The following is a 21,495-nucleotide window of genomic DNA, read 5'->3' on the forward strand; positions in this document are numbered from 1 at the left end:
TCAAATCCTCTCTTCCAGATCGGCGAGGATCTCTTTGGCGGAGGTGCCGTAGGGCCACGAGTCGGCGAAGCCTGCCTCGGGGTCGAAGAGGAACAGATGCGACGTGTGGCCCATGGTGTACCCATCCGGCGCTGCGGCCTCTTCGACGCGCTCAAAGAAGATTGGAAACGTCTCGGACGTGGCGGCGATCTGTTCCGGCGTGCCCGTCAGCCCAATGATGCCCGCATCGAACAGCGGGACGTATTTGGCGAGTGCTGGGGGCGTGTCTCGTTCAGGGTCGATTGTTATGAAAATCGGCTGGACCTCGGCGGCATCGTCGCCCAGACCGTCCATCACCGCCGCGACCTCAGATAGGGTCGTCGGGCAGACATCGGGGCAGTTGGTAAAGCCGAAAAACACCAGCATCCAGCGCCCCGCAAAGTCCTCCTCGGTTTGAACCATACCCCGGTGATCTGTCAGTTCGAATTCAGCGAAAAAAAGCGGCTCGGCGTCAGTTCGGGCGCTGTCGACACGATAGTCAGACCAGAGCAAAAGCCATACGAAGGCAAGCGCTGCCACGCCTGCCAAAACCCAAAGAAATTTCTGTGCCGATGTAAGGGACAATCCTGTGCGCCTGTTTGTGATTCTTATTGCATGTGCGGATACATCCTCTAGCCGCTAGAGGTTCAAGCACGAAATCATGGTATAGCTTGAACTCACGCGTCTGTGAATCCGGCACTTGTTTATTCCGACGGCAAAACCTACACAAACTATATCTTTTTCATGGAGGCGAAAATGCTCACGATCGGTACGCTGTCAAAGAAGACCGGCACAAAGGTGCAGACCATCCGGTACTACGAACAGATTGGGCTCATGCCCGAACCTGGCAGGACCGAAGGCGGACAGAGGCGCTACGACAATGCACAGCTCGACCGACTATCCTTCATCCGCCATTCGCGACAACTCGGTTTCTCGCTCGATGCGATCCGCGAGCTGCTCGACCTCAGCGACCATCCCAACCGACCCTGTGACGAAGCCGATGCGATCGCGCGCCGGCAGCTCAAACAGGTGGAGCAGCGCATGGCCCGCCTGAAGGCGCTGCGCACGGAACTGAAACGCATGGTTCACGAATGCAGCGGCGGGCGGATGGGAGATTGCAAGGTGCTTGAGGTGTTGCGGGACCATTCGGAATGCCTGACCGAGCACGAGGAAATCGGGGCCTGAAGGAATTCAGCCAACATTCCGGCTGGAACGCAGATCAGCCGCAGAAGTTAATGTGTCGTACAACACAAGCTGGAACCACAAAATGGCCGCTAGACAAGATTCAATGGAGAGACGGACGCTTTGGATCGTTCTGGCGCTCAATATCGGTTTGGCCGTGGCCTTTTTCGCAACAGGCGCCTTCGGCGACTCAAGTGCCCTGATCGCCAACGGGCTCGATAACCTCTCCGACAGCTTCGTCTACGCGATCAGCCTTTTCGCTTTGTCCCGATCCGACAAATGGAAACGCGGGGCGGCGAATGTTTCCGGTGGGCTGCTGATCCTGTTCGCTGCAGGCATCCTCTACGATGCGTGGCGCCGCTACATCGGCGGGTCAGATCCGCTCGGGACGATCATGATCGCCATGGCCCTGATTGCTGCGGCCATCAACGCAGTCTGCGTCTGGCTGCTCGCTAAGCTCAAGGATCCGGACGTCAACATCCGCGCGGCCAACACCTTCAGTTACAACGATTTCGCCGCGAACCTCGGAATCGTCGTGGCTGGCGGCCTCGTCGCCTGGCTAGGAACCAACTGGCCGGACCTCGTCGTCGGCGTGATTGTCGCCGGGATCGCGGCCTGGGGAGGTATCGACATTCTGCGCGACGCACACGGCGAACACCACAAAGCAGTTCATACGGGAAAGTAAATGCGGGAGATTCTTTCTGAAAGAAAGGATTGAAGCTACAGTGACTATAGCAATTAGTCTTATTCCAAGACGATTCGAGGAGCGACCCGTTGCAGATGACCGACCCCCTACTTGTACCCACTAAACTACTGAATTTTGATGCCGCGCCTCTTGCGCATCTAATTGAGAACCGCAGCTGGCGCGGCTTATCCGAATACGATCAGATCGGAGCTGCCTATGATTTCGTTCGGAATGAAATCGCGTTCGGATACAATCGAGCTGACGACATCCCCGCATCCGAAGTGCTTTCCGACGGCTACGGGCAGTGCAATACCAAAGGCACGCTCTTGATGGCGCTGCTGCGTGGTGTCGGCATTCGTTGCCGGTTGCATGGGTTTAAGATCCACAAAGGCTTGCAGCGCGGTGTTGTCCCTGAGCTGGTGTATCCGCTTGCTCCGCAGGAAATTCTCCACTCATGGGTAGAGATCGAATATCAAGGTGCCTGGATCAACCTTGAAGGCTTCATCTTGGATGACGCTTTCCTCAATGTCCTGCAAACGTCATTCTCGGACACAGAAAGTCTCTGCGGTTATGGCGCGGGCACGGATTGCCTTGGCGCGCCTCCCGTTGCCTGGAACGGAGAAGATACCTACATTCAGAAAACCGGCATCCTGCAAGATTTCGGCGTGTTTGATACGCCGGACGCCTTCTATTTGTCCCATGAGCAATCCTTTGGATGGCTGCGTGGTGCCCTTTACCGTCATATCATACGCCACTGGATGAATGCGCGCGTACGTGGTTTCCGCAGCGGCCGCCTCAAGACTGACCGACGCGCGACACACGCGCATGAGGAGCCTGCCAATGCCGCATGACCATGGGCACGCGCATATCGATCCGGATTCTGGCGATCGGCGGGTTGCCATCGCCATCTGGGCAAACGGGCTACTTACCATTGCGCAAGTCGTTGGGGGCATATTCTCGGGCAGTCTGGCACTGATCGCCGATGCGCTGCACAACTTTTCCGATATGGCCTCGCTTGTCATTGCCTTCGCCGCACGCAAGATCGCGCGCCGCCCAGCCGATGAGCGCATGACCTTCGGCTATGGCCGGGTCGAAATCGTCGCGGCCCTAATCAACTACACCACCCTCATCGTGATCGGCTTCTATCTGATCTACGAAGGCGGCATGCGCATGATTGATCCACCCGAAGTCATGGGTTGGACCGTCGTCATTCTCGGTGGAATTGCGCTTGTGGTCGACACGCTGACCGCAATGCTGACCTATTCGATGCAGAAGGGCAGCGTGAACATCCGCGCGCTTTTTCTGCATAACCTGTCGGACGCGCTTGCTTCGGTCGCGGTTATCGTCGGTGGATCACTGATCATCCTTTACGACATGCGTTGGGTTGATCCTGCCATCACCATCGGCATCGCGCTCTACATCCTGTATCTGTCTTTCACTGAAATAGGCGGCCCAATCCGAACCCTGATGCTCGGGAGCCCGCCGGACATCGACAACGAGGCCGTCGTCGAAGCGGTGCGAAAAGTCGAAGGCGTCGCCGACGTCCACCACGTCCATCTCTGGCAAATGCAAGAGCACGAGGCTGCGCTCGATTGTCATGTCGTCGTGGCAGCCGAGGGGTGGTCGAAGATCGAAGAGATCAAGAGCGCGATCAAGAAGCGGCTGAAGGAAGAGTTCGGCATCAGCCATTCCAGTCTCGAATTTGAGCACGAGGATCGCGCTCATCAGAACGCCGATCTCTACGGTCACGGCAACGCAAGTGAAAAGGAGAAGACCAATGTTCAAGGAAACGCTGACCGAGCATGATGATGTCATCGGGCTCGTCTGCGAAGGCAAGTTGACAGAGGCAGACTTCAAGAAAATGCACGCGCTGCTTCATGAACGTCTTGGAACAACCGATAATCCGGGTCTGGTTCTCGACCTTACAAGTTTCGAGGGCTACGAAGAGCCTTCGGCGATCTTGGAAGATCTGAAGATCGACACCGCCCACGTGAACGATTTCCGTCGCATAGCGGTTTTCGGAGAACGTAGATGGATGGAATGGGGCGCACGGGTGGTCAACCTACTGACGGGCTCCGAGATGCAGTGGTTCGAATCCAGCGATACCGAGTCCGCACTTGCGTGGGCGCGTGACGGGTAGCCAACGATTCTGCAAGAAAAGGACTAACTGAATTGGATATGGAATAATGCTTCTGGCGGATCCGGACCTACTACGTAGCGACTTTAACCGGGTACTGTGTGCCAATGTGCGATTCGAGTGAAATGAGATCCGCCTCAAGATCGTGAGGCTACAGGGGCATCACGTCTAAGTTACAGAATATCGCTTGACCTCCCCTTACTGGAAGGTGGCATAAGCGCCACATGATCCGCGTTTTTCGCCTTGTTTTGATTCTCATGCTGACTTTCGGCGCCGTGACTGCGCCGGATGCGTCGTCGGCAAGTATGTCGGACACGGCGATGGCGCAGATGGAAACTGCCGAAAGCGCCGATGGCCTCTGCAATGGTTGCGATCCCGCTGGATTTGCTGACGGTACTGCCTGTGAAGGTGGGTGTCCTGTTCCTTGCGGCTCCAGCGGTACTTCTGACCTCCTTGCCAAGATGCCGTCAGAGCGGCTCGCGATGCCCTTTGGTACTGCCATCCGGGGTGCCGAACCTTTGATCCCAGTCGGCGCAAATCCGTCGCTTGATCCGTTCCCTCCCAAACTGCCTGTTTGAACCTGATACCGGCCTCGCCTGCTGCGAGGCCTGATTGTTGCCTTGGCCGAAGCTGGCTGAGTGCGGCCCTTTCAGATCAAGGCAAATGCGATGATCCTCCACAGACCGATTTCACGAAGGCACGTGCTTCGCACAGGTGCCGCATTAACAGCCCTATCCGCTCTGTCACCTGCACGAATGGCGATGGCCGATCCAACTGGGGACCCATTCGTCCTACGCGCGGCATCCGGACAGGCCGCCCTGCGACCGTTGCCATACGGCCCGACTAATGTCTGGAGCTATAGCGGATCCGTCCCCGGTCCTGAAATCAGGGTCCGGCAAGGCGACCGTATCCGGGTTCTGGCTCAGAATGGGTTGGATGAAGGGACCACAATCCACTGGCATGGCATCCGCACGCCCAATGCGATGGACGGGGTGCCGTTCCTCACGCAGGACCCGATCCCCGTCGCGGGCGAATTCCTTTACGAATTCGATGCGCTGGATGCGGGCACGTTCTGGTACCATCCGCACCAGCGCAGTTCCGAACAGGTCGGACGCGGCCTTTACGGGCCGCTGATTGTCGAGGAAGCGGACCCGATCCGCGTGGATCGGGACCTGACCTGGATGCTGGACGACTGGCGCATGACCCGCGACGGACAGATTGCGGGTGACTTCGGCAGCCGCCACGACGCCATGCATGGCGGTCGTATCGGGAATTCCGTGACGATCAACGGTCAGATGCCGGAGCGCATTGCGGTGCGGTCCGGCGAACGTATCCGGCTGCGATTGATCAACACAGCGAACGCGCGGATTTTTGGGCTGGATTTCGGGGCTCTTGAGCCTGTCGTAGTCGCTTTGGACGGTCAGCCCGTGACGCCTCATGTCCCTGATAGCAACATCGTTGTGATCGGCCCGGCCATGCGTGTCGATCTGGTGATCGACATGACCGGCAAGCCTGGAGACGCCGTGACCGTCATCGATACCTTCTACGAGGGGCTCGAATACCGGCTGGTCGATCTTGCCTACGGACCGGACAGGTTGCGGGACGCGGTACCGGACTGGTCGATGGACCTGCCGCCCAACCCGCTGGTCGAACCGGACATGGCGTCGGCCGCGCGGCACCAGATCGTCTTCAACGGCGGAATGATGGGGCAGATGATGATGGGCAGCGGTATGGGGTCGATGATGGACCAGATGCGCGAGGGCAACATGTGGTTCATCAACGGAGAAGCCGCGACGGGTCATATGATGGACCCCTTGCTGGTCCTGCCGCAGGGCACGTCGCACGTGTTCGAGATGGATAATCGCACCGCCTGGCACCATCCGATCCATTTTCACGGGCATTCGTTCCGTGTGATCGCCCGCAACGGACAACCGACTCGGTATCGCGAATGGCAGGACACCGTCCTGATGGCACCCGAAGAACGGGTCGAGATCGCGTTCGCCGCGGACAATCCCGGTGACTGGATGTTCCATTGCCACATTCTGGAACACCAGGCGGCGGGCATGATGGGCGTCATCCGTGTCGAACCTGGCACGACCAAAACCTGAAACTCACACACTTAGGACCATGAAAATGAATGAACCGATAAAGAAGATACTTGGATTTGCCAGCCTCGGCACGGCAGGTGCCGTCGCCGTCCTTGCGATGAGCCTGAATGCCGCGCCTGCCGCGGCGCAGGAGGTCACGCTCTACAAGAACCCACAATGCGGATGTTGCGAGAGTTACGCGGACTATCTGCGCGAGAACGGTTTCACGGTGGAGGTGAAGCCGACCCACGATCTGGCGCAGATCAGCCGCGATGCGGGCATCCCGGATGACTTCCAAGGCTGCCATACAGGCTTTTTGGACGATTACGTCATCAGCGGCCACGTGCCGATTGATGTCGTCAACAGGCTGCTGGAAGAGCGCCCGGAAATTGCCGGTGTGACTCTTCCCGGCATGCCATTGGGGTCGCCGGGTATGGGCGGCGCGAAACAGGAGCCCTTCAAGATTTACACCGTCGAGGAAGGTCTGAGCCCGACCGTATATTCGGTCGAATGATCAATCGCGCGGTCTGGTGCGAATCCGTGCCAGACCGGTTTCAAGGGAAAACAAAGGATGGAATGCATGATGATGGACGGTGGAATGATGGGCGGCGGCATGATGATTGCGATGGGCGTCGTCTGGTTGCTGATCGTGGGTGTGCTGGTGCTCGCGGCGATCGCCTTGGTCAAATACATCCGTTCGGACAGCGGAAAATAGAAATGTGCCAGAATGCGGATTGAGGGTGCCAGCAGCGGCGACAGCCTGTTGTCGATGGGGTTGGTCTGGGCGCTTTGCGTCCTGCTTGTCCTGTCGTCGCTCGCGGCACTCATCGTCCTCTGTAGGTGGCTCGTAACAAGAAGGCGGAAACTTAGTGAAAAACACGATTAGGCTCTCGGCTGTCCTGCTCGCCACAACGGTTTTGCCGGTTGCGGCGCAGAGCGACGTGCGCATGGGTGAGCGCCTCTATCAAGAGAATTGCGCCAGTTGCCATGGGGCGAACCTAGAGGGGCAGCTAGATTGGCGCTCCAGATTGCCGAACGGAAGGTTGCCTGCCCCACCGCACGACGCCTCCGGCCATACCTGGCATCACCCCGACCGCGTATTGTTCGACATCGTGAAACGCGGACCGGCGGCGATTGTCGGGAACGGGTACGAAAGCGACATGCCCGGATATGAGGATGTGCTGACAGACGATGAGATCACGGCGATCATCGACTACATCAAGAGCACATGGCCCAACCGGATCCGCGCGTCGCAGGAAAGCCGATCCCTTGCCGATGAGCAGGCGCAGCCATGACGGAAGAGGTCGAGAGAAATGCCGACCCTGTGTCGCGACGCAGAATCTCCGGGTTCGTGCTGGTGCCGCTGATAGCTTTTGCCCTCATGGTCCTGTTCAGTTGGGGGCTTTTTTGGGGTGGCGACGACTTGCCGTCGGCACTTCTCGGTAAACCCGTGCCCGACTTCGCGCTGCCCCCGGTGCTCGGCCGCGAAGAAGGTCTTTCGACGCAGGACCTGATCGGCCATGTCTCGCTGGTGAACGTCTTTGCCTCGTGGTGTGTGCCCTGCCGTGCCGAACATCCGCTGTTCATGGAGTTGAGCGCAACCGGTGAGGTGCCGCTCTACGGAATCAACTACAAGGACCCGCCCGATCAGGCGCGCGCCTGGCTCGACGAGTTGGGTGATCCCTACGCGCGCATCGGGGCCGACATCAACGGACGCGCCGGTATCGAATGGGGCGTCTATGGCGTGCCCGAAACCTACGTCATCGCGCCTGACGGCACCATAGCCTACCGCCATGTTGGTCCGATCACACGAGCAATCCTGCAGGAAACGCTGCTGCCGATCGTCCGTGACCACAAAACCCAATCCGCCAAGGAGAAAACGCCATGAAAAATCTGAAACCGGCGCTGATCGCCTGGGCACTGTCCGTCGGCGCGGCTTTCGCGACACCGCAAGGGTTTGCACTTCACGACACCCCGCAGCCTGTCGCCAATGTGCGCTACGATAAAGATGACGGCAGCCGCGGAGACATGGAAGATTTTCGCGGCAAGGTGATCCTCGTGAATGTCTGGGCAACCTGGTGCGTCCCCTGCCGCGAAGAGATGCCGACGCTCGATGCGCTTCAGGCGGAACTTGGCGGCGACGACTTCGAAGTGGTTGCCCTTTCCATCGACCGGGCCGGATCACAAATCGTTCGGCGTTTCTACGACGAGATCGGTGTCACCAATCTCAATATGTATGTCGACCAGACCATGCTTTCGATGACCGCGCTGCGCACCGTTGGCCTGCCGACGACGATCCTGATCGACGCGCAGGGGCGGGAGCTCGGGCGACTGGTCGGCCCGGCCGAATGGGATGATCCCGAGATGGTGTCCTTTTTGCGAAGCTTTATTGAATGAATTCCAGCAAAAGTCCACTGCTCACCCTTGACCTTCCAGTTACTGGAATGACTAGCTTTTAATCATCGAAAGGACTTTCCGGATGACCGAAATATCACCTTCCAACATTGCGGGTGCCGCCAACATCGAAAGCGCAGGAAATTGGCCCCGGTGGTTGACGCGCAGACGATTGCTGTTCGTCGGTGCGGCAACTGTGATGGGGGGCGGCATGGCCTTGAACTGGGGATGGCTCACCGCGATCGGGCTCGCGCCTGTTCTGGTCTCGCTGGCCCCCTGTGCCGCGATGTGCGGCTTGGGTCTGTGCATGAAGGGCGGGTCTGGAAAGGGCTGCTCCAAATCGCCGGAGGGGGCGTCTCCCGACTGAGCTCTTTCAATAACCACACGACCAACCAACCCAAGGAGAAAACCATGAGAAAAGCATTTAAAACCTTCGTCGTCGCAACAGCCCTTACCGCAAGTGCATTTGCCGTCAGCGCCCAAGAACAGACCACGTCGGAAACGGGCGAAATGATGCAGAATGAGGGGGCCATGCAAGGCGGCATGATGGACGGCGACATGATGGACATGATGAAGATGATGACCGAAATGAAACCCATGATGGAAGCCTGCACCGAGATGATGGCGTCCATGACCGAGAATATGGACGGCGGCATGATGCCTTCGCCAAATTCTGACGGCTAAATTGCCGAAAGTGCCTGTCGGTCTACGGATCGGCAGGCAAAAGTTTTGAAGGATTCAAGAATTGACAGCACTAACACGACGCGCCGCTTTGGCGATACTTGTGACCACGATTTCGTCTCCGGCCTTCGCCGATCATCCGGGTGAAAACCTGGATGCGCGCATGTTCGAGATGGAGCCCTACTTCCAAGCCATCGATGCAGCGCAGGCTCCGGGTTTCGAGCTGCAGGATTCCGAGGGGAATCCCGTGCGCTTGTCGGATTTTAGCGACAAGGTGGTCATCCTGCACTTCATCTACGCCAACTGCCCGGATGTCTGCCCGCTCCACTCCCAAAAGATCGCGGCCATACAGGCCTCGATCAACGACGGGCCGATGAAGGATTTAGTGCAGTTCATCTCGATCACGACCGATCCGGTGAACGACACGCCGGACGTGCTGCGCGATTACGCGGATCGGCATGGGTTCGATCAAAGCAACTGGGTCATTTTGACCAAGCAGCCCGATCAGGCTGAAGACACCACGCGCCTTCTGGCGCGGGACTTTGGGCTTGAGTTCACGATGACCGCCGACAGCGACATGATGATGCACGGGGCAGTCACTCATGTCTTGGATATCGGTGGGCGGTTCGCCGCAAAATTCCATGGCATGGAGTTCAAGAACGTGAACCTGATCCTCTATGTCAGCGAGTTGATCAACAATGCCCAGCATCGACGCCGGGAGCTCAGCTGGTGGGACCGGCTGACAGGTGTGTTTCAATGAGTGTCGTCGCGACTGGCGTCAGGCTGTCCTTAACAGACGGAATTTCCCTGACAGCTCTGCGTCGGTATTTTGCGGTGATCATCCCGGCCAACTTGTTCTGGGAGTTCGCGCATATGCCGCTCTACACGATCTGGAACGAGGGCACTTGGGGTGAGATCGTTTTCGCAGCCGTCCATTGCACGGGTGGTGATATCCTGATCGCCATGAGCGCGCTGATGCTTGCCCTTATGCTGACGGGCCAGGGCTGGCCTCTGGTCGCCTCCACGCGGCGGTCTGTGACCGTCCTGACGGTGGTGTTCGGGCTGGGATACACGCTGTTCAGTGAATGGCTCAACATCGTGATCCGTGAGGCATGGGCCTATTCGGACCTGATGCCGATCATTCCGATCCTCGATGCGGGCCTGTCACCTGTTTTGCAATGGATGGTGGTCCCGCTGGTCGCGTTCTGGTGGGCCGTGTGGCCCTTCAGCACCGAGCGTGATGTATGATGGATATTTCCGGCATCGGCATTTTCGCGGCATTCCTGGCGGGAGCCATCTCTTTCCTATCACCCTGCGTCCTGCCGCTGGTGCCGGGCTACGTATCCTATATCGCGGGTCAGCCGGATTTGCGCACGACGCGGTCGGTCGGCTTGCGGGCGCGCGCCGGGGCGCTCGGGTTGAGTGCCTGCTTTGTCCTGGGCTTTTCGACGGTCTTCGTCGCCCTCGGGGCCGGGGCCAGCGCGCTCGGATCCCTGCTGCTGACATGGCGCTCCGAGCTCAACTTTCTCGGCGGCGCGATCATCATTCTGTTCGGACTGGTCATGCTGGGTGTCTTTCGTCTGGAGACGTTCTCGCGCGATACCCGTTTCAATCTCGACATTCCCGGCGGTCGCCCGTTTGGGGCCTACGTGCTGGGACTGGCCTTCGCCTTTGGCTGGACACCCTGTATAGGACCGATCCTCGGCGCGATCCTGACACTCAGTTCGACGTCCGGCGGCATGTCGGACGGCATCTGGCTGCTGTCGATCTATTCCGCGGGGCTGGGGGTGCCGTTCCTGTTGGCGGCGCTGTTCACCGACGCCATCGCCGCGCGGGTCAGGCAGATCGGCAAGGCCGGTCGCTGGCTCTACAAGGGCGCGGGTGTTGCCATGATCATCATGGGCATTGCCATCATGACCGGGCAATTGTCACGGTTTGCCTATTGGTTGCTGGGGACGTTTCCCTTTCTCGCGACGATCGGCTGACGAACCTCGAACCAGCTCTTGGCGCGATGGCTGGTAGGTGAGGATCATCTCCACCACTCAGCAAGGTCGTACACGCCGCGCCTCTGTAGAGGTCGCGGGGCCGTCAGCCGATCAGGTAGACCCGGATCGGCATCCAGATACCCATGACCATCATCATCAGGTTCTCGGTGAGCGAGACGAACCCTAGTGGCACGTTGCTGTCGCCCCCGACGCAGGCGCATTTCAACTCGCGCTTGTCGATGTACACGGCCTTGAAGACCGAAACCGCGCCGACGGTGCCGATGAACAAGGCCACGGGTGCCGACAGCCAGGTGAGCGCCCCGGCGACCATGAGGATACCGGCGAAGGCCTCTCCGAAGGGATAGAGATAGCCGTAGCGCACCCAGCGGCGCGCCAGCAGGTCGTAATTCAGGAACATGGTCGAAAAGCTCTCGACATCCTGAAGCTTCTGCACTGCAAGCAAGCACATCGAGATCGAGACGAACCATTCCAGCGCGCGCAGGCTGAGGATGGTTCCAAAGCTGTACCATGACAGGCCGAGCGCCATCAGAAACGCGACGGCAAAGATCGCGATCACCGGCCGATAGGAGGTGTCCGAGCGCTCGCTTTCCGGCGCGTCGAGGCCGAAATGGACCCGCAGATCGTCGTAGCCGCCAATCCGCTTGTCGCCGATCCAGGTCTGCGGCGTGGTCTCGACCCCGTGCTTTTCCATGAAGGCATCGGTTTCCTCGCGTGTCGTCAGGTGATGATCCTCAACCTCGTACCCTTCGCGTTCGAGCAGGTCCTTGGACTTCAGGCCATAGGGGCAAAGATGATCCGGCATGACCATCCGGTAGAGTTGGGCTGATTTCGATGCGTCATTCGGCATAGTGTTTCCTCCAGTTTCTGGTTCAGGCACCGCAACCGTAATATCCGCGATACCCTGCACGCAGACCGGACCCAAGTTCGAGAACGAGATCGGCGTCCTGCATTTCGCCACTATTTGCGTCCAATGTGCCGGTTCCGCTCGGCGCGCTCAACGCCACTGTCATGCCTTCCGTGCCCCAAGTGCTTCCGGCGTCGCCAGCCTCCAGCCGCACCAGATCGCCGCTGATCTTGGCGAGAGCTACACTCCCACCGTCGATGCGGCCCACCGCCAGCGCAGGCCTGCTTGTGGTGGTGTAGGTGAACGTGCACGCCGCGCCGCCGGGAAACATCTGCGCAATGTCCTCCGTAGTAAGAAATTCGAGGTCGAGAATGGCGATTTCCGGGGTTGATAGCGCCTCGTCAAGGCTCATGATCTGCGTCGGTCCGCTTTCTGACTGTGCCAGACTGTCACCGTTGGCGTCGATATCGTTCACCAGATAACGCATCTCGGCGATTTCCTTGTCCTGCGCATAGATGATCTCATCCGCCAGCTTGCGCACGCGCGGGTCCGAGATATCGGCGCGGCTGGAGGTCATGATCGCGATCGAGTGGTGCGGAATCATTGCCCGCATGTAGCTGGTGTCGCCCACCGTCACCTGGCTGCGGACCAGCCAAAGCGAGGCGGCAAAGACCACGGCGGCACCGATGAAGAAGGCGGCGTTAGCCATCTTGCTGGAATACATCGACAGCATGAAGCCCAGCATGATGATCGCCATGGTGGCACCCATCAGGAGAGCCATGTAGGCCCGCGTTTCCGACCAGAACACATGCGTCCAGAGGTAGGTATTGAGATACATCAGACCGAACATGACGACGGTAGATGTGGCGATCATCGCGAAAAAGCGGCCATATGACATGAAGTTGTCCTCTCTCGAAATCGTGAAGTCTAGAGGTGGAACAACTTTCCCGCGCTGGAATGTTCCGAAATAGCTGCAGCCAGTCGCACCTTGTGGGTGGCGCTGCCCGCTGCGGGACGTATCTAAGCCCGCTTAATCCGCTGCCCTGGCGGTCCGGGTCTTATCCTCTTCCATAGCCAGATCTGCGAGAATCGGACAATTAGGCCTGTGATCGCCAGCGCAGGCATCGACAAGGTGCGACAACGTCGCGCGCATCTCGGTCAGTTCTGCGATTTTCCGGTCGATCCGGTCGAGGTGTTCCTCGGCGATCTGCTTGACCTCCGCGCTGGCGCGGTCGGTATCGGCATAGAGTTTCAGCAGGCTCCGGCAGTCCTCGATTGTGAAGCCAAGCGCACGCGCTCGCCCGAGAAACGCCAGCTTGTGGACGTCGCTCTGCCGAAAGCTGCGATAACCGTTCGCGCTGCGCAGCGGCTCGACCAGCCCGATGTCCTCGTAGTAGCGGATGGTCTTCGCAGGAAGGCCGGACAGGTCGGCCACGTCTCCGATATTCATGATCGTTTTCTCCTTGTTTCATTCTGCCGGGAGGGGGGACATGCGGGGGGCAGTCGCGGCCTTCGCCGCGTCGTCCATCGCCGGGCGGACACGGCGCAGGCGCAGCGCGTTCGTCAGTACGAAGACCGAGCTGAGCGCCATTGCCCCAGCCGCCAGCACCGGCGACAGCAGCAGGCCCGACACCGGGTAGAGCAGCCCCGCCGCCACCGGAATGAGGGCCACGTTATAGCCGAAGGCCCAGAACAGGTTCTGGCGGATGTTGCGCATCGTACGCCGCGACACTTCCAGCGCGTTGACCACGCCGCGCAAATCGCCCGACATCAGCACCACATCGGCGGATTCGATGGCGACGTCGGTGCCGGTGCCGATGGCGATGCCCACGTCCGCATGGGCAAGCGCGGGCGCATCGTTGATGCCGTCGCCGACAAAGGCGATGTGCTGGCCCGTGCCGCGCAGATCGTCCAATGCCGCGACCTTGCCATCCGGCAGCACACCCGCGATCACATGGTCGATGCCGGTCTCGCGCGCGATGGCTTCTGCCGTCTCGCGCTTGTCGCCGGTGATCATGGCAACCTTCAGGCCCAGATCGTGCAGCGCCCGGATGGCTGCCGCGCTGGACCGCTTCACCGGATCGGCCACGGCGATGACGGCGGCAACGCGTCCGTCGATGGCGGCGTAAAGCGCGGTGCGGCCCCGTTCGGCCAGGCGGCGCTCTTCGTCGGCCAACGCACCGATGTCCAGCCCTTCGTGCGTCATCAAACGGTCGGCCCCCACCAGCACGTCATGGCCCGAAACCTCTGCCCGGACACCGTAGCCGGTGATGGAGGTGAATTTCTGCGCGTCGTGACGGGCAACGCCCTCGGCCTCCGCCGCCCGCAGGATGGCCTCGGCGATGGGATGTTCCGACTGCGCCTCGACCGCCGCGATCAGCGCCAGCACCTCGGCGCGGTCAAAGCCGTCGGCCAGCACCAGATCGGTCAGCTCGGGGCGGCCTTCGGTCACCGTGCCGGTCTTGTCCAGCGCCACCACATCCACTGTCGAAAGCTGTTGCAGCGCATCGCCCTTGCGGAACAGCACGCCCATTTCGGCGGCGCGCCCTGTGCCCACCATGATCGAGGTCGGTGTAGCGAGCCCCATCGCGCAGGGGCAGGCGATGATCAGGACCGAAACACCGGCGACCATCGCAAAGGACAGGGCGGGTGACGGCCCGGCCAGCAGCCAGACCAAGACGGTCAGGGCGGCAAAAGCCATGACCGCGGGCACAAACCACAGAGTGATCCGGTCGACCAGCCCCTGGATCGGCAACTTCGCCCCCTGCGCCTCTTCGACCATGCGGATGATCCGGGCCAGCGTCGTATCCGCCCCCACGCGCGTCGCGCGGAACCGAAAGGCACCGGAGCCGTTGACCGTCCCGCCTGTGACGGGGTCGCCCACCGACTTGGCAACCGGCACCGGTTCGCCGGTGATCATGCTCTCATCGACACGCGCGCTGCCTTCGGTCACCTCGCCGTCCACCGCGATCCGCTCTCCGGGACGCACCAACAGGATGTCGCCCGCAGTGATACGTTCGATAGCCACGTCCTGCGGCTCTCCGCCCACCACCACTCGTGCGGTCTTGGCCTGAAGGCCTAGCAGCTTATGGATCGCGGCCCCGGCCCGGCCCTTTGCGCGGGCTTCCAGCCAGCGGCCCAGCAGGATCAGCACGACAATGACCGCCGCCGCCTCGAAATAGACCGCGCGCGACCCTTCGGGCAGCAGCGCGGGCGCGAAGAGCGCCACGAGGGAATAGAGATAGGCCGCCGAGGTGCCGACAGCGACAAGGCTGTTCATGTCCGGTGCGCCCTTGAGCAGCGCGGGAAACCCGAGCGTGTAGAAGCTGCGCCCCGGCCAGAACAGGACCACGGTGGTCAGACCGAACTGGATCAGCCAGCTGGCCCGGTGGCCAATGGTTTCGCCGATCAGGCCATGCATCCCGGGGATCAGGTGCGCGCCCATTTCCAGCAGGAACACCGGCAGGGCGAGGGCCGCCGCCATAGCGGTCCTGCGGGCCAGCCTGCGCGCCTCTTCATCCTTGCGGGCACTCGTGTCTTCCCGCGCGCTGTCCTGCGGCAGGGTCGCGGGATAGCCTGCGTCAACCGCCGCCTTGAGCAGGTCGGCGACCACGACCGCGCCTTCGAGATAAGTCACCGTGGCGGTTTCCGAGGCCAGATTGACGTTCACGTCCAGCACGCCCGGCATCGCCGCCAGCGCCTTGTCCACCCGCCCGACGCAGGACGCGCAGGACATGGAGGCCACGTTCAGACGAACGCTCTGAGTCCGGACGGGATAGCCGATCTCTTCCAACTTCTCGACGATGTCCGAGATGCGCTCCGGCCCGTCGATCTGCGCCTGGGCCGTCTCGCTGGCGAGGTTGACGCGAACGTCGCTGACACCCGGCAGGCCGGAAAGCCCACGCTCCACCCGCCCAACGCAAGAGGCGCAGGACATGTTTTGAAGGGAAATTCGGACGTTGTGTGGACCGGACATGGAAATCTCCTGATTCTGATCCTCCGAGAGATAAGGGTTCCATTCGCTGGAAGGTCAACAGGTGCATCGAGAAATTTTTTCGGGCATTGACCTTCCCATAGGGGAACGCCCTAGGTAGCAGCAGCAAGAAGGAGATCGTGATGATCAGGTTCAGCGTGCCGGACATGAACTGCGGACATTGCACCGCGTCGATAAAGAAGGCCATTGTGACGATAGACCCACACGCGACTGTCACCTGTGACCTGACTGCGCGTTCCGTCGAGGTAGATAGCGCATTGGATGAAAGCGCTCTGAAGGCAGCGATTCACGATGCGGGCTACGGATCGGAAAGACTGACTTAGTCCCGTCAATTCCAGTCATTAAAGACATACTCCCTGCCATTTTCGCTTCTTCTGTCTGAATGGTGAACGTTGCTATGTACCTATTGCGCAACAGTTTTGAGCGCTTGCAGCGAGAATTCGCCTGCCTCGCTAGAATGTGCCAAACCTTCCCGCGCTGTAAGCGTTGACTAATTTGTCAAAACGTCCAAGTTTCCGTTCATGAGAATGCGTGTCGCCACTTCGGTATGGGTGAAATTCCTCACTTGCTTCGCTTTTGCGTTGGCTCTGGTTCTTTCTCCACCTTCTGCGGCACACGCGGCCTCGGGAATGCATGATGGTCAGCATTCTGGATCGATCAGCGCCCTTCTCAGCGAACCGACTGTTGGTCAGGGAACTGATATCCACGCCGACCACATGAAACACCCGGCGACAGTTGACGTGGATGACATATCCTCCGACATTGGTGAAACAGAGCATCAATCAACTCAGTGTTGTAACGGAATATGCATTTCTGTCGTCATTCCAGACGCAGACTTGGTATTCCCGGATCCTATTGCTGCGAAAGAATATATGATCCTGAGCGGTCAGACGCATTCCGTCGAAACATCAGGGTTTCTGCGGCCCCCTCGATTCCTGATCTGAAACGGCGCCCAATCCGGGTGTGAGCCTTGCGCAGACTCTGCGTGAGACATCGTTCATCAATCAGGATACCTTCATGAAAATTCATCTACTTATGGGGGCTTCGGCCCTCGGGCTTGGCGCATGCGCCTATGAGCCTACCCCTTTGCCCTCCGTTGCGACACAACAGGCTGTCGTCAACGCGACCGTTTCGTCTCCGATCAGCTATCAAGATCCATTGGCTGGCTACACCTATCGTGGTCCGACCGGCCCCCGTGATTGGCGGTCTGTCAATCAAGAGCAGACGGAGGGCAACTGATGCGGGTATCTAAGATTCCGCTGGTTCTTGGCTTGCCACTTTTCTTGGGTGCCTGCGCAACCGCAGTACCGGGAAGCTACACCGAACCGAAGGCCGGTTTTGCCAATGTGGCCAGCCAGATCACGCCAGCGATCGGCAAACGGACCGTGTTTGCGGAAACGCAGGCCGAAAACGAAGCTCTCAAGAAACAGGTGCACAGCATGGTGCATCAGAAGACGATCTCGGCCGATACGGCGGTTCAGGTTGCGTTGCTGAACAATAAGGGTCTGCAAGCGTCTTACGTCAATGTTGGCCTCTCGGCCGCTGAGGCTTGGCAGCAATCGACGCCGGAAAACCCGATCGTCTCAATTGGCGTCCTGGGAATCGGTGCGCCTGAGCTCGGTGCCTACAGGGCGATCGAAGGGCTGATCCGGTCGAACGTCCTCGATGCCACCACGCGCAAACAGCGCATGGCCATTGCTGATGCAAGCTTCCGGCAGGCTCAGCTCAATGCCGTGAACGACACACTTGCACTGGCCAATCAGACGCGAAAGGCATGGGTCGATGCAGTCGCCGCCTTCGAGGCAGTGAGCTATCTGCGGCGCGCGAAAGCGACCTCTGACGCCGGCTCTGAACTGGCGATGAGGTTGGGCGAGACCGGCGCACTTAACAAAGCTGGGCAGGCCCGCGAACAGGCATTCAATGCCGAACTGGCGGGGCAACTTGCACAGGCACGATTGAACGCCACTCGGTCCAAGGAGGCTTTGACCAGGTTGATGGGCCTCTGGGGCACCGGAGTCGATTACTATGTGCCAGATGCCCTTCCTTCACTGCCGCGTTCTGTCGGCCGTGTGACCGACATCGAGGCCAAGGCGCTAAGAAATCGGGTGGATCTGCGTGTTGCCAAAGTTGGCCTGGAAGCGCAGGCCAAGGCGTTTGGTCTGACCGACCAGACCCGCATTGTCAGCGATCTGGAGATCGTTGCGGGAGCCGAATTTGAGCGTGAAGTTGAAGGCAGTGGCGACATTGAAACCAAGACTTTGCCTCAGGTGGAAGTGGAGTTCGCGATCCCGATCTACGACACCGGCAAGGCCCGGATGCGCAAGGCGGAATTGTCTTATCTTCAAGCGGCCAACGTGCTCGCAGAGAAGGCCGTGAACGTCCGGTCTGAAGCGCGCGGTGCTGAAGCCTCTTATCATGCCGCATACAAAATCGCTCGCCACTACCGCGACGTTCTGGTGCCGCTACGCACGACCGTCGAAGAAGAGGGTTTGCTGTCCTACAACGGCATGATCACCAACACTTTCGAGCTGCTGACTGATGTGCGCGAGAAACTTGCCGCATCCCTGGAAGCGGCAAATGCAAAACGCGAATTCTATATGGCACAGGCCGATCTGACCGCCGCGATCTATGGCGGCGGCGAAGGCGGTGCTGGTGCTGGTGCTGGTGGAGAAGGCGCATCACTTGCCGCCGGTGGCGGCGCAGGACACTGAAAGGAACTGACATGTTGAACAGACGTCAATTACTCGGAGCCGGCGCCGCAGGTGCAACGCTGGTCTCTTCAAAAGCCTGGGGTCAAACCCTGAACATGGGCCTCCCCGAAGCCGCGCAGATGGACAGTGCGGCAACGGCGATTACGGCGCGTCCGTCGTCAGGGCCGGACTACACACCAGTGGTCACGCTGAACGGGTGGACCCTGCCGCACCGGATGAACAACGGGGTCAAGGAATTTCACCTCGTCGCCGAACCGGTAGAGCGCGAACTTGCAGACGGCATGATTGCGCATTTGTGGGGTTACAACGGCCAGTCCACCGGTCCAACGATCGAAGCAGTCGAAGGCGACCGGGTCCGCATCTACGTCACCAACAAGCTGCCGGAAGGCACCACGGTGCATTGGCACGGGCTCATCCTGCCCTCGGGCATGGATGGGGTCTCCGGGTTGAGTCATCCCAGCATCCCGCCAGGAAAAACGTTTGTCTACGAATTCGACTTGGTGAAGTCCGGCACGTTCATGTACCACCCCCATGGCGACGAAATGACCCAGATGGCGATGGGGATGATGGGCATGTTCGTGGTCCATCCCAAGGATCCCACCTTCATGCCGGTGGATCGCGATTTTCTGATCATGCTGAATGCCTTTGACATCGATCCCGGCACATACGTGCCCCGCATCATGACGATGACGGACTTCAACCTGTGGACATGGAACAGTCGGATCTTCCCCGACATCGATCCGCTGGTCGTGAACAAGGGCGACAAGGTGCGAGTACGCGTCGGCAACCTCACGATGACAAACCACCCGATCCACATGCACGGCTATGATTTCAAGGTCACCTGCACGGATGGTGGCTGGGTACCGCCAGAAGCGCAATGGCCGGAGGTCAGCATCGACATCCCCGTGGGCGCGATGCGCGCCTATGAGTTCGTCGCAGAGCATCTGGGTGACTGGGCGATTCACTGCCACAAGTCGCACCACACGATGAATGCCATGGGTCACGATGTGCCGACGTTCATCGGGGTCAACAAGAAGCCGCTGACCCAGAAGATCCGTCAGTTCCAGCCGGAATACATGCCCATGGGGATGTCCGGCATGGGGGACATGGCGAAAATGGAAATGCCGCTGCCTGACAACACGATCCCGATGATGACGGGTTGGGGGCCCTACGGCCCCATCGAGATGGGCGGCATGTTTTCGGTCGTAAAGGTGCGGGACGGCATCGACGCGGACGATTACTCCGATCCCGGCTGGTACGAAAATCCTCCGGGCGAGATGGCCTACGAATGGACCGGCGAATTGCCCGAGTTCGCCTCGAACAACAGTCCCAAGACCATTCTCACACCAAAACCAAACTCGAAGGGCTGAACGGCCCTTCGTCAACTCCAACCAAACCAACCTACAGGACAATGAAATGAGAAATCTTCTTTTGACGACAAGCTTCGCGTTGGTGCTTTCGGCACCAGCATTTGCCGCAGGCACACATGATGGCGGGCACGGTGAGACCAAGCCGGCCGCAATGATGATCGGTATGCCGGGTGAAGCCGCCAATGTGGACCGCACAATTGATGTCACTCTGCTCGAAAACGACGAAGGCGAAATGCTGATCGAGAGCGAAGAGATGACCATCAAGGAGGGTGAAACCATCCGCTTCAACATCACGAACAAGGGTGAGCTGGAGCATGAATTCGTCCTTGATACAGTCGAGCGTAACGCCGAGCACAAGATCGAAATGGCCAAGATGGATATGGAACACGACGACCCGAACCGAATCCGTCTCGATGCAGGCGCTTCGGGTGAGGTCGTCTGGACGTTCGCGAATGCTGGTACGTTCGAAGCGGCGTGCCTGATTCCGGGTCACTACGAATCCGGAATGCACCGTGCGGTCTCAGTGGGGGACCAGATGGCTCAGGCTGACGTGGAATATACGAGCGGGACCATCAAGAAGATCGACGCCAAGGCCGGCAAGGTCACAATCATCCACGGCCCTCTGGTCAACCTCGATATGCCCGCGATGACGATGGTGTTCCGCGCGGACGAAGCGATGATGGCCAAGATGGCGGAAGGTCAGGACATCGAGTTCGTTGCCGACCGGGTCAAGGGCAAGCTTACTGTCACGCAGATGAAGTGAAGATAGACAATGGGGCCGAGGCGAACACGCCCGGCCCCAACGTTTTGAGGCAATAAAATCAAGCGCTACGGAAATAGCCGAGCATTATGAATTTCCTGATAATCTGCACCACCGCCCTTGTGCTCGTCTTTCCGGCTTTCTCAGTGAACGCTTCTAGTGGCAAAGGCCAGCAACCTCATGCGCGGGCCTTTGAATTGCCTGGCCATGATGCGATCGGGAAGCCCGGTGTCGGTTCCTCATTCGACCGGACGATCGAAATATCCATCAGGGAGACAGAAAGCGGATACATGCTTTTCGAGCCGGACGCGATCCAGATTGAAAAGGGATCGGTCGTTCGGTTTTTGATCGGCAATACGGGCGCTCTGGATCACGAGTTCTTTCTCGGCTCCTTTGACGAAATTGCGAAACATCAGCAATGGATGCGCGAACACCCCGATATGCAACATGATCGCGCCAACTCGGTTTTGATCCCAAGTGGACAAAATGCCGACCTGATCTGGGAGTTCTCCGATATGACAAACCTGGAGTTCGTGTGCTTGATACCCGGCCACCGGGAAGCGGGCATGTGGGGCGTCATCATGGTGCACGATCACCTTGCGCCGAAATCAAAGGGTTAGAATTTT

Annotated in this window: 29 protein-coding genes; 24 read left to right on the forward strand and 5 right to left on the reverse strand. The window is 59.4% G+C overall.

What is annotated here, in order from left to right; genetic code table 11:
* The gene (locus B4F27_RS13570; protein WP_037941863.1) at positions 1-567 is read right to left on the reverse strand and encodes an SCO family protein; all 567 of its coding nucleotides are present in this window, start codon (positions 565-567) and stop codon (positions 1-3) included.
* A gap of 207 nt (positions 568-774) precedes the next feature.
* On the opposite strand from B4F27_RS13570, the gene B4F27_RS13575 reads away from it, so the two are divergent.
* From B4F27_RS13575 to B4F27_RS13655, 17 genes are all read left to right on the forward strand, one after another.
* Positions 775-1,203, forward strand: coding sequence for a MerR family transcriptional regulator (locus B4F27_RS13575; RefSeq protein ID WP_037941862.1), 429 nt, complete (start codon positions 775-777; stop codon positions 1,201-1,203).
* A gap of 103 nt (positions 1,204-1,306) precedes the next feature.
* The gene (locus B4F27_RS13580) at positions 1,307-1,885 is read left to right on the forward strand and encodes a cation transporter (protein ID WP_037941752.1); all 579 of its coding nucleotides are present in this window, start codon (positions 1,307-1,309) and stop codon (positions 1,883-1,885) included.
* 95 nt (positions 1,886-1,980) lie between these two features.
* On the forward strand, positions 1,981-2,736 hold the full coding sequence (locus B4F27_RS13585) for a transglutaminase-like domain-containing protein (protein ID WP_037941861.1): 756 nt from the start codon (positions 1,981-1,983) through the stop codon (positions 2,734-2,736).
* Positions 2,726-3,691, forward strand: coding sequence for a cation diffusion facilitator family transporter (locus B4F27_RS13590; protein WP_037941750.1), 966 nt, complete (start codon positions 2,726-2,728; stop codon positions 3,689-3,691). Before B4F27_RS13585 ends, B4F27_RS13590 begins: the two co-directional genes overlap by 11 nt.
* The gene (locus tag B4F27_RS13595) at positions 3,663-4,025 is read left to right on the forward strand and encodes an STAS/SEC14 domain-containing protein (RefSeq protein WP_037941747.1); all 363 of its coding nucleotides are present in this window, start codon (positions 3,663-3,665) and stop codon (positions 4,023-4,025) included. The genes B4F27_RS13590 and B4F27_RS13595 overlap by 29 nt, the downstream gene beginning before the upstream one ends.
* A 221-nt stretch (positions 4,026-4,246) precedes the next feature.
* Positions 4,247-4,600, forward strand: a complete 354-nt coding sequence (locus B4F27_RS13600; RefSeq protein WP_037941746.1) for a hypothetical protein — start codon at positions 4,247-4,249, stop codon at positions 4,598-4,600.
* Positions 4,601-4,690: 90 nt separating this feature from the next.
* Positions 4,691-6,130 (forward strand): multicopper oxidase family protein, encoded by a 1,440-nt coding sequence (locus B4F27_RS13605; protein ID WP_081858738.1) that lies wholly within the window; start codon positions 4,691-4,693, stop codon positions 6,128-6,130.
* Between the two features lie 19 nt (positions 6,131-6,149).
* Complete coding sequence (locus B4F27_RS13610) at positions 6,150-6,623, forward strand: DUF411 domain-containing protein (protein WP_235602561.1); 474 nt, start codon at positions 6,150-6,152, stop codon at positions 6,621-6,623.
* Between the two features lie 66 nt (positions 6,624-6,689).
* The gene (locus B4F27_RS13615; protein WP_268874242.1) at positions 6,690-6,824 is read left to right on the forward strand and encodes a hypothetical protein; all 135 of its coding nucleotides are present in this window, start codon (positions 6,690-6,692) and stop codon (positions 6,822-6,824) included.
* 202 nt (positions 6,825-7,026) lie between these two features.
* A complete protein-coding gene (locus B4F27_RS13620) occupies positions 7,027-7,404 on the forward strand; it encodes a c-type cytochrome (RefSeq protein ID WP_240558221.1) in 378 nt (125 codons plus the stop codon).
* Positions 7,401-7,997, forward strand: coding sequence for a DsbE family thiol:disulfide interchange protein (locus B4F27_RS13625; RefSeq protein WP_037941739.1), 597 nt, complete (start codon positions 7,401-7,403; stop codon positions 7,995-7,997). Before B4F27_RS13620 ends, B4F27_RS13625 begins: the two co-directional genes overlap by 4 nt.
* Positions 7,994-8,506, forward strand: a complete 513-nt coding sequence (locus tag B4F27_RS13630) for a TlpA family protein disulfide reductase (RefSeq protein ID WP_037941738.1) — start codon at positions 7,994-7,996, stop codon at positions 8,504-8,506. Before B4F27_RS13625 ends, B4F27_RS13630 begins: the two co-directional genes overlap by 4 nt.
* Before the next feature lie 82 nt (positions 8,507-8,588).
* Positions 8,589-8,870 (forward strand): hypothetical protein, encoded by a 282-nt coding sequence (locus B4F27_RS13635; protein ID WP_037941737.1) that lies wholly within the window; start codon positions 8,589-8,591, stop codon positions 8,868-8,870.
* A gap of 44 nt (positions 8,871-8,914) precedes the next feature.
* Positions 8,915-9,187 carry a hypothetical protein gene (locus B4F27_RS13640; RefSeq protein ID WP_132998288.1) on the forward strand — a complete coding sequence of 91 codons (273 nt, stop codon included), beginning with the start codon at positions 8,915-8,917 and terminating at the stop codon, positions 9,185-9,187.
* Between the two features lie 61 nt (positions 9,188-9,248).
* Positions 9,249-9,944, forward strand: a complete 696-nt coding sequence (locus tag B4F27_RS13645; protein WP_235183688.1) for an SCO family protein — start codon at positions 9,249-9,251, stop codon at positions 9,942-9,944.
* Positions 9,941-10,432 carry a hypothetical protein gene (locus tag B4F27_RS13650; protein WP_051843822.1) on the forward strand — a complete coding sequence of 164 codons (492 nt, stop codon included), beginning with the start codon at positions 9,941-9,943 and terminating at the stop codon, positions 10,430-10,432. The genes B4F27_RS13645 and B4F27_RS13650 overlap by 4 nt, the downstream gene beginning before the upstream one ends.
* A complete protein-coding gene (locus tag B4F27_RS13655) occupies positions 10,429-11,169 on the forward strand; it encodes a cytochrome c biogenesis CcdA family protein (RefSeq protein WP_037941734.1) in 741 nt (246 codons plus the stop codon). Before B4F27_RS13650 ends, B4F27_RS13655 begins: the two co-directional genes overlap by 4 nt.
* A gap of 103 nt (positions 11,170-11,272) precedes the next feature.
* Here the strand turns inward: B4F27_RS13655 and B4F27_RS13660 are convergent, their stop codons facing one another.
* The 4 genes from B4F27_RS13660 to B4F27_RS13675 form a co-directional block, all read right to left on the reverse strand.
* On the reverse strand, positions 11,273-12,037 hold the full coding sequence (locus B4F27_RS13660; protein WP_184583059.1) for a MauE/DoxX family redox-associated membrane protein: 765 nt from the start codon (positions 12,035-12,037) through the stop codon (positions 11,273-11,275).
* A 22-nt stretch (positions 12,038-12,059) separates the two neighbouring features.
* Positions 12,060-12,932, reverse strand: a complete 873-nt coding sequence (locus B4F27_RS13665) for a DUF305 domain-containing protein (RefSeq protein ID WP_037941732.1) — start codon at positions 12,930-12,932, stop codon at positions 12,060-12,062.
* Between the two features lie 132 nt (positions 12,933-13,064).
* Positions 13,065-13,484: a Cu(I)-responsive transcriptional regulator gene (gene cueR, locus B4F27_RS13670; protein WP_037941731.1), complete on the reverse strand. Its 420-nt coding sequence runs from the start codon at positions 13,482-13,484 to the stop codon at positions 13,065-13,067.
* A gap of 18 nt (positions 13,485-13,502) precedes the next feature.
* Positions 13,503-16,010 carry a heavy metal translocating P-type ATPase gene (locus B4F27_RS13675; protein WP_037941730.1) on the reverse strand — a complete coding sequence of 836 codons (2,508 nt, stop codon included), beginning with the start codon at positions 16,008-16,010 and terminating at the stop codon, positions 13,503-13,505.
* Between the two features lie 140 nt (positions 16,011-16,150).
* Here B4F27_RS13675 and B4F27_RS13680 point away from each other — a divergent pair, with 140 nt between their 5' ends.
* From B4F27_RS13680 to B4F27_RS13710, 7 genes are all read left to right on the forward strand, one after another.
* Positions 16,151-16,351, forward strand: coding sequence for a heavy-metal-associated domain-containing protein (locus B4F27_RS13680; RefSeq protein WP_037941729.1), 201 nt, complete (start codon positions 16,151-16,153; stop codon positions 16,349-16,351).
* A 198-nt stretch (positions 16,352-16,549) separates the two neighbouring features.
* Positions 16,550-16,972 carry a hypothetical protein gene (locus B4F27_RS13685; RefSeq protein ID WP_081858737.1) on the forward strand — a complete coding sequence of 141 codons (423 nt, stop codon included), beginning with the start codon at positions 16,550-16,552 and terminating at the stop codon, positions 16,970-16,972.
* Between the two features lie 73 nt (positions 16,973-17,045).
* Positions 17,046-17,267 carry a hypothetical protein gene (locus B4F27_RS13690; protein ID WP_221227929.1) on the forward strand — a complete coding sequence of 74 codons (222 nt, stop codon included), beginning with the start codon at positions 17,046-17,048 and terminating at the stop codon, positions 17,265-17,267.
* Entirely contained in the window at positions 17,267-18,739 is a 1,473-nt protein-coding gene (locus tag B4F27_RS13695) for a TolC family protein (RefSeq protein ID WP_286759899.1), read from the forward strand. The genes B4F27_RS13690 and B4F27_RS13695 overlap by 1 nt, the downstream gene beginning before the upstream one ends.
* 11 nt (positions 18,740-18,750) lie before the next feature.
* Complete coding sequence (locus B4F27_RS13700) at positions 18,751-20,109, forward strand: multicopper oxidase family protein (protein WP_132998290.1); 1,359 nt, start codon at positions 18,751-18,753, stop codon at positions 20,107-20,109.
* A gap of 46 nt (positions 20,110-20,155) precedes the next feature.
* Positions 20,156-20,872: a copper-binding protein gene (locus B4F27_RS13705; RefSeq protein ID WP_037941725.1), complete on the forward strand. Its 717-nt coding sequence runs from the start codon at positions 20,156-20,158 to the stop codon at positions 20,870-20,872.
* 86 nt (positions 20,873-20,958) lie between these two features.
* Complete coding sequence (locus B4F27_RS13710; RefSeq protein WP_221227930.1) at positions 20,959-21,489, forward strand: cupredoxin domain-containing protein; 531 nt, start codon at positions 20,959-20,961, stop codon at positions 21,487-21,489.
* The last annotated feature ends 6 nt before the right edge of the window (positions 21,490-21,495 follow it).

This window comes from Sulfitobacter sp. UBA1132, from assembly GCF_002311545.1.
In the GTDB taxonomy this organism is placed as follows: domain Bacteria; phylum Pseudomonadota; class Alphaproteobacteria; order Rhodobacterales; family Rhodobacteraceae; genus Sulfitobacter; species Sulfitobacter pontiacus.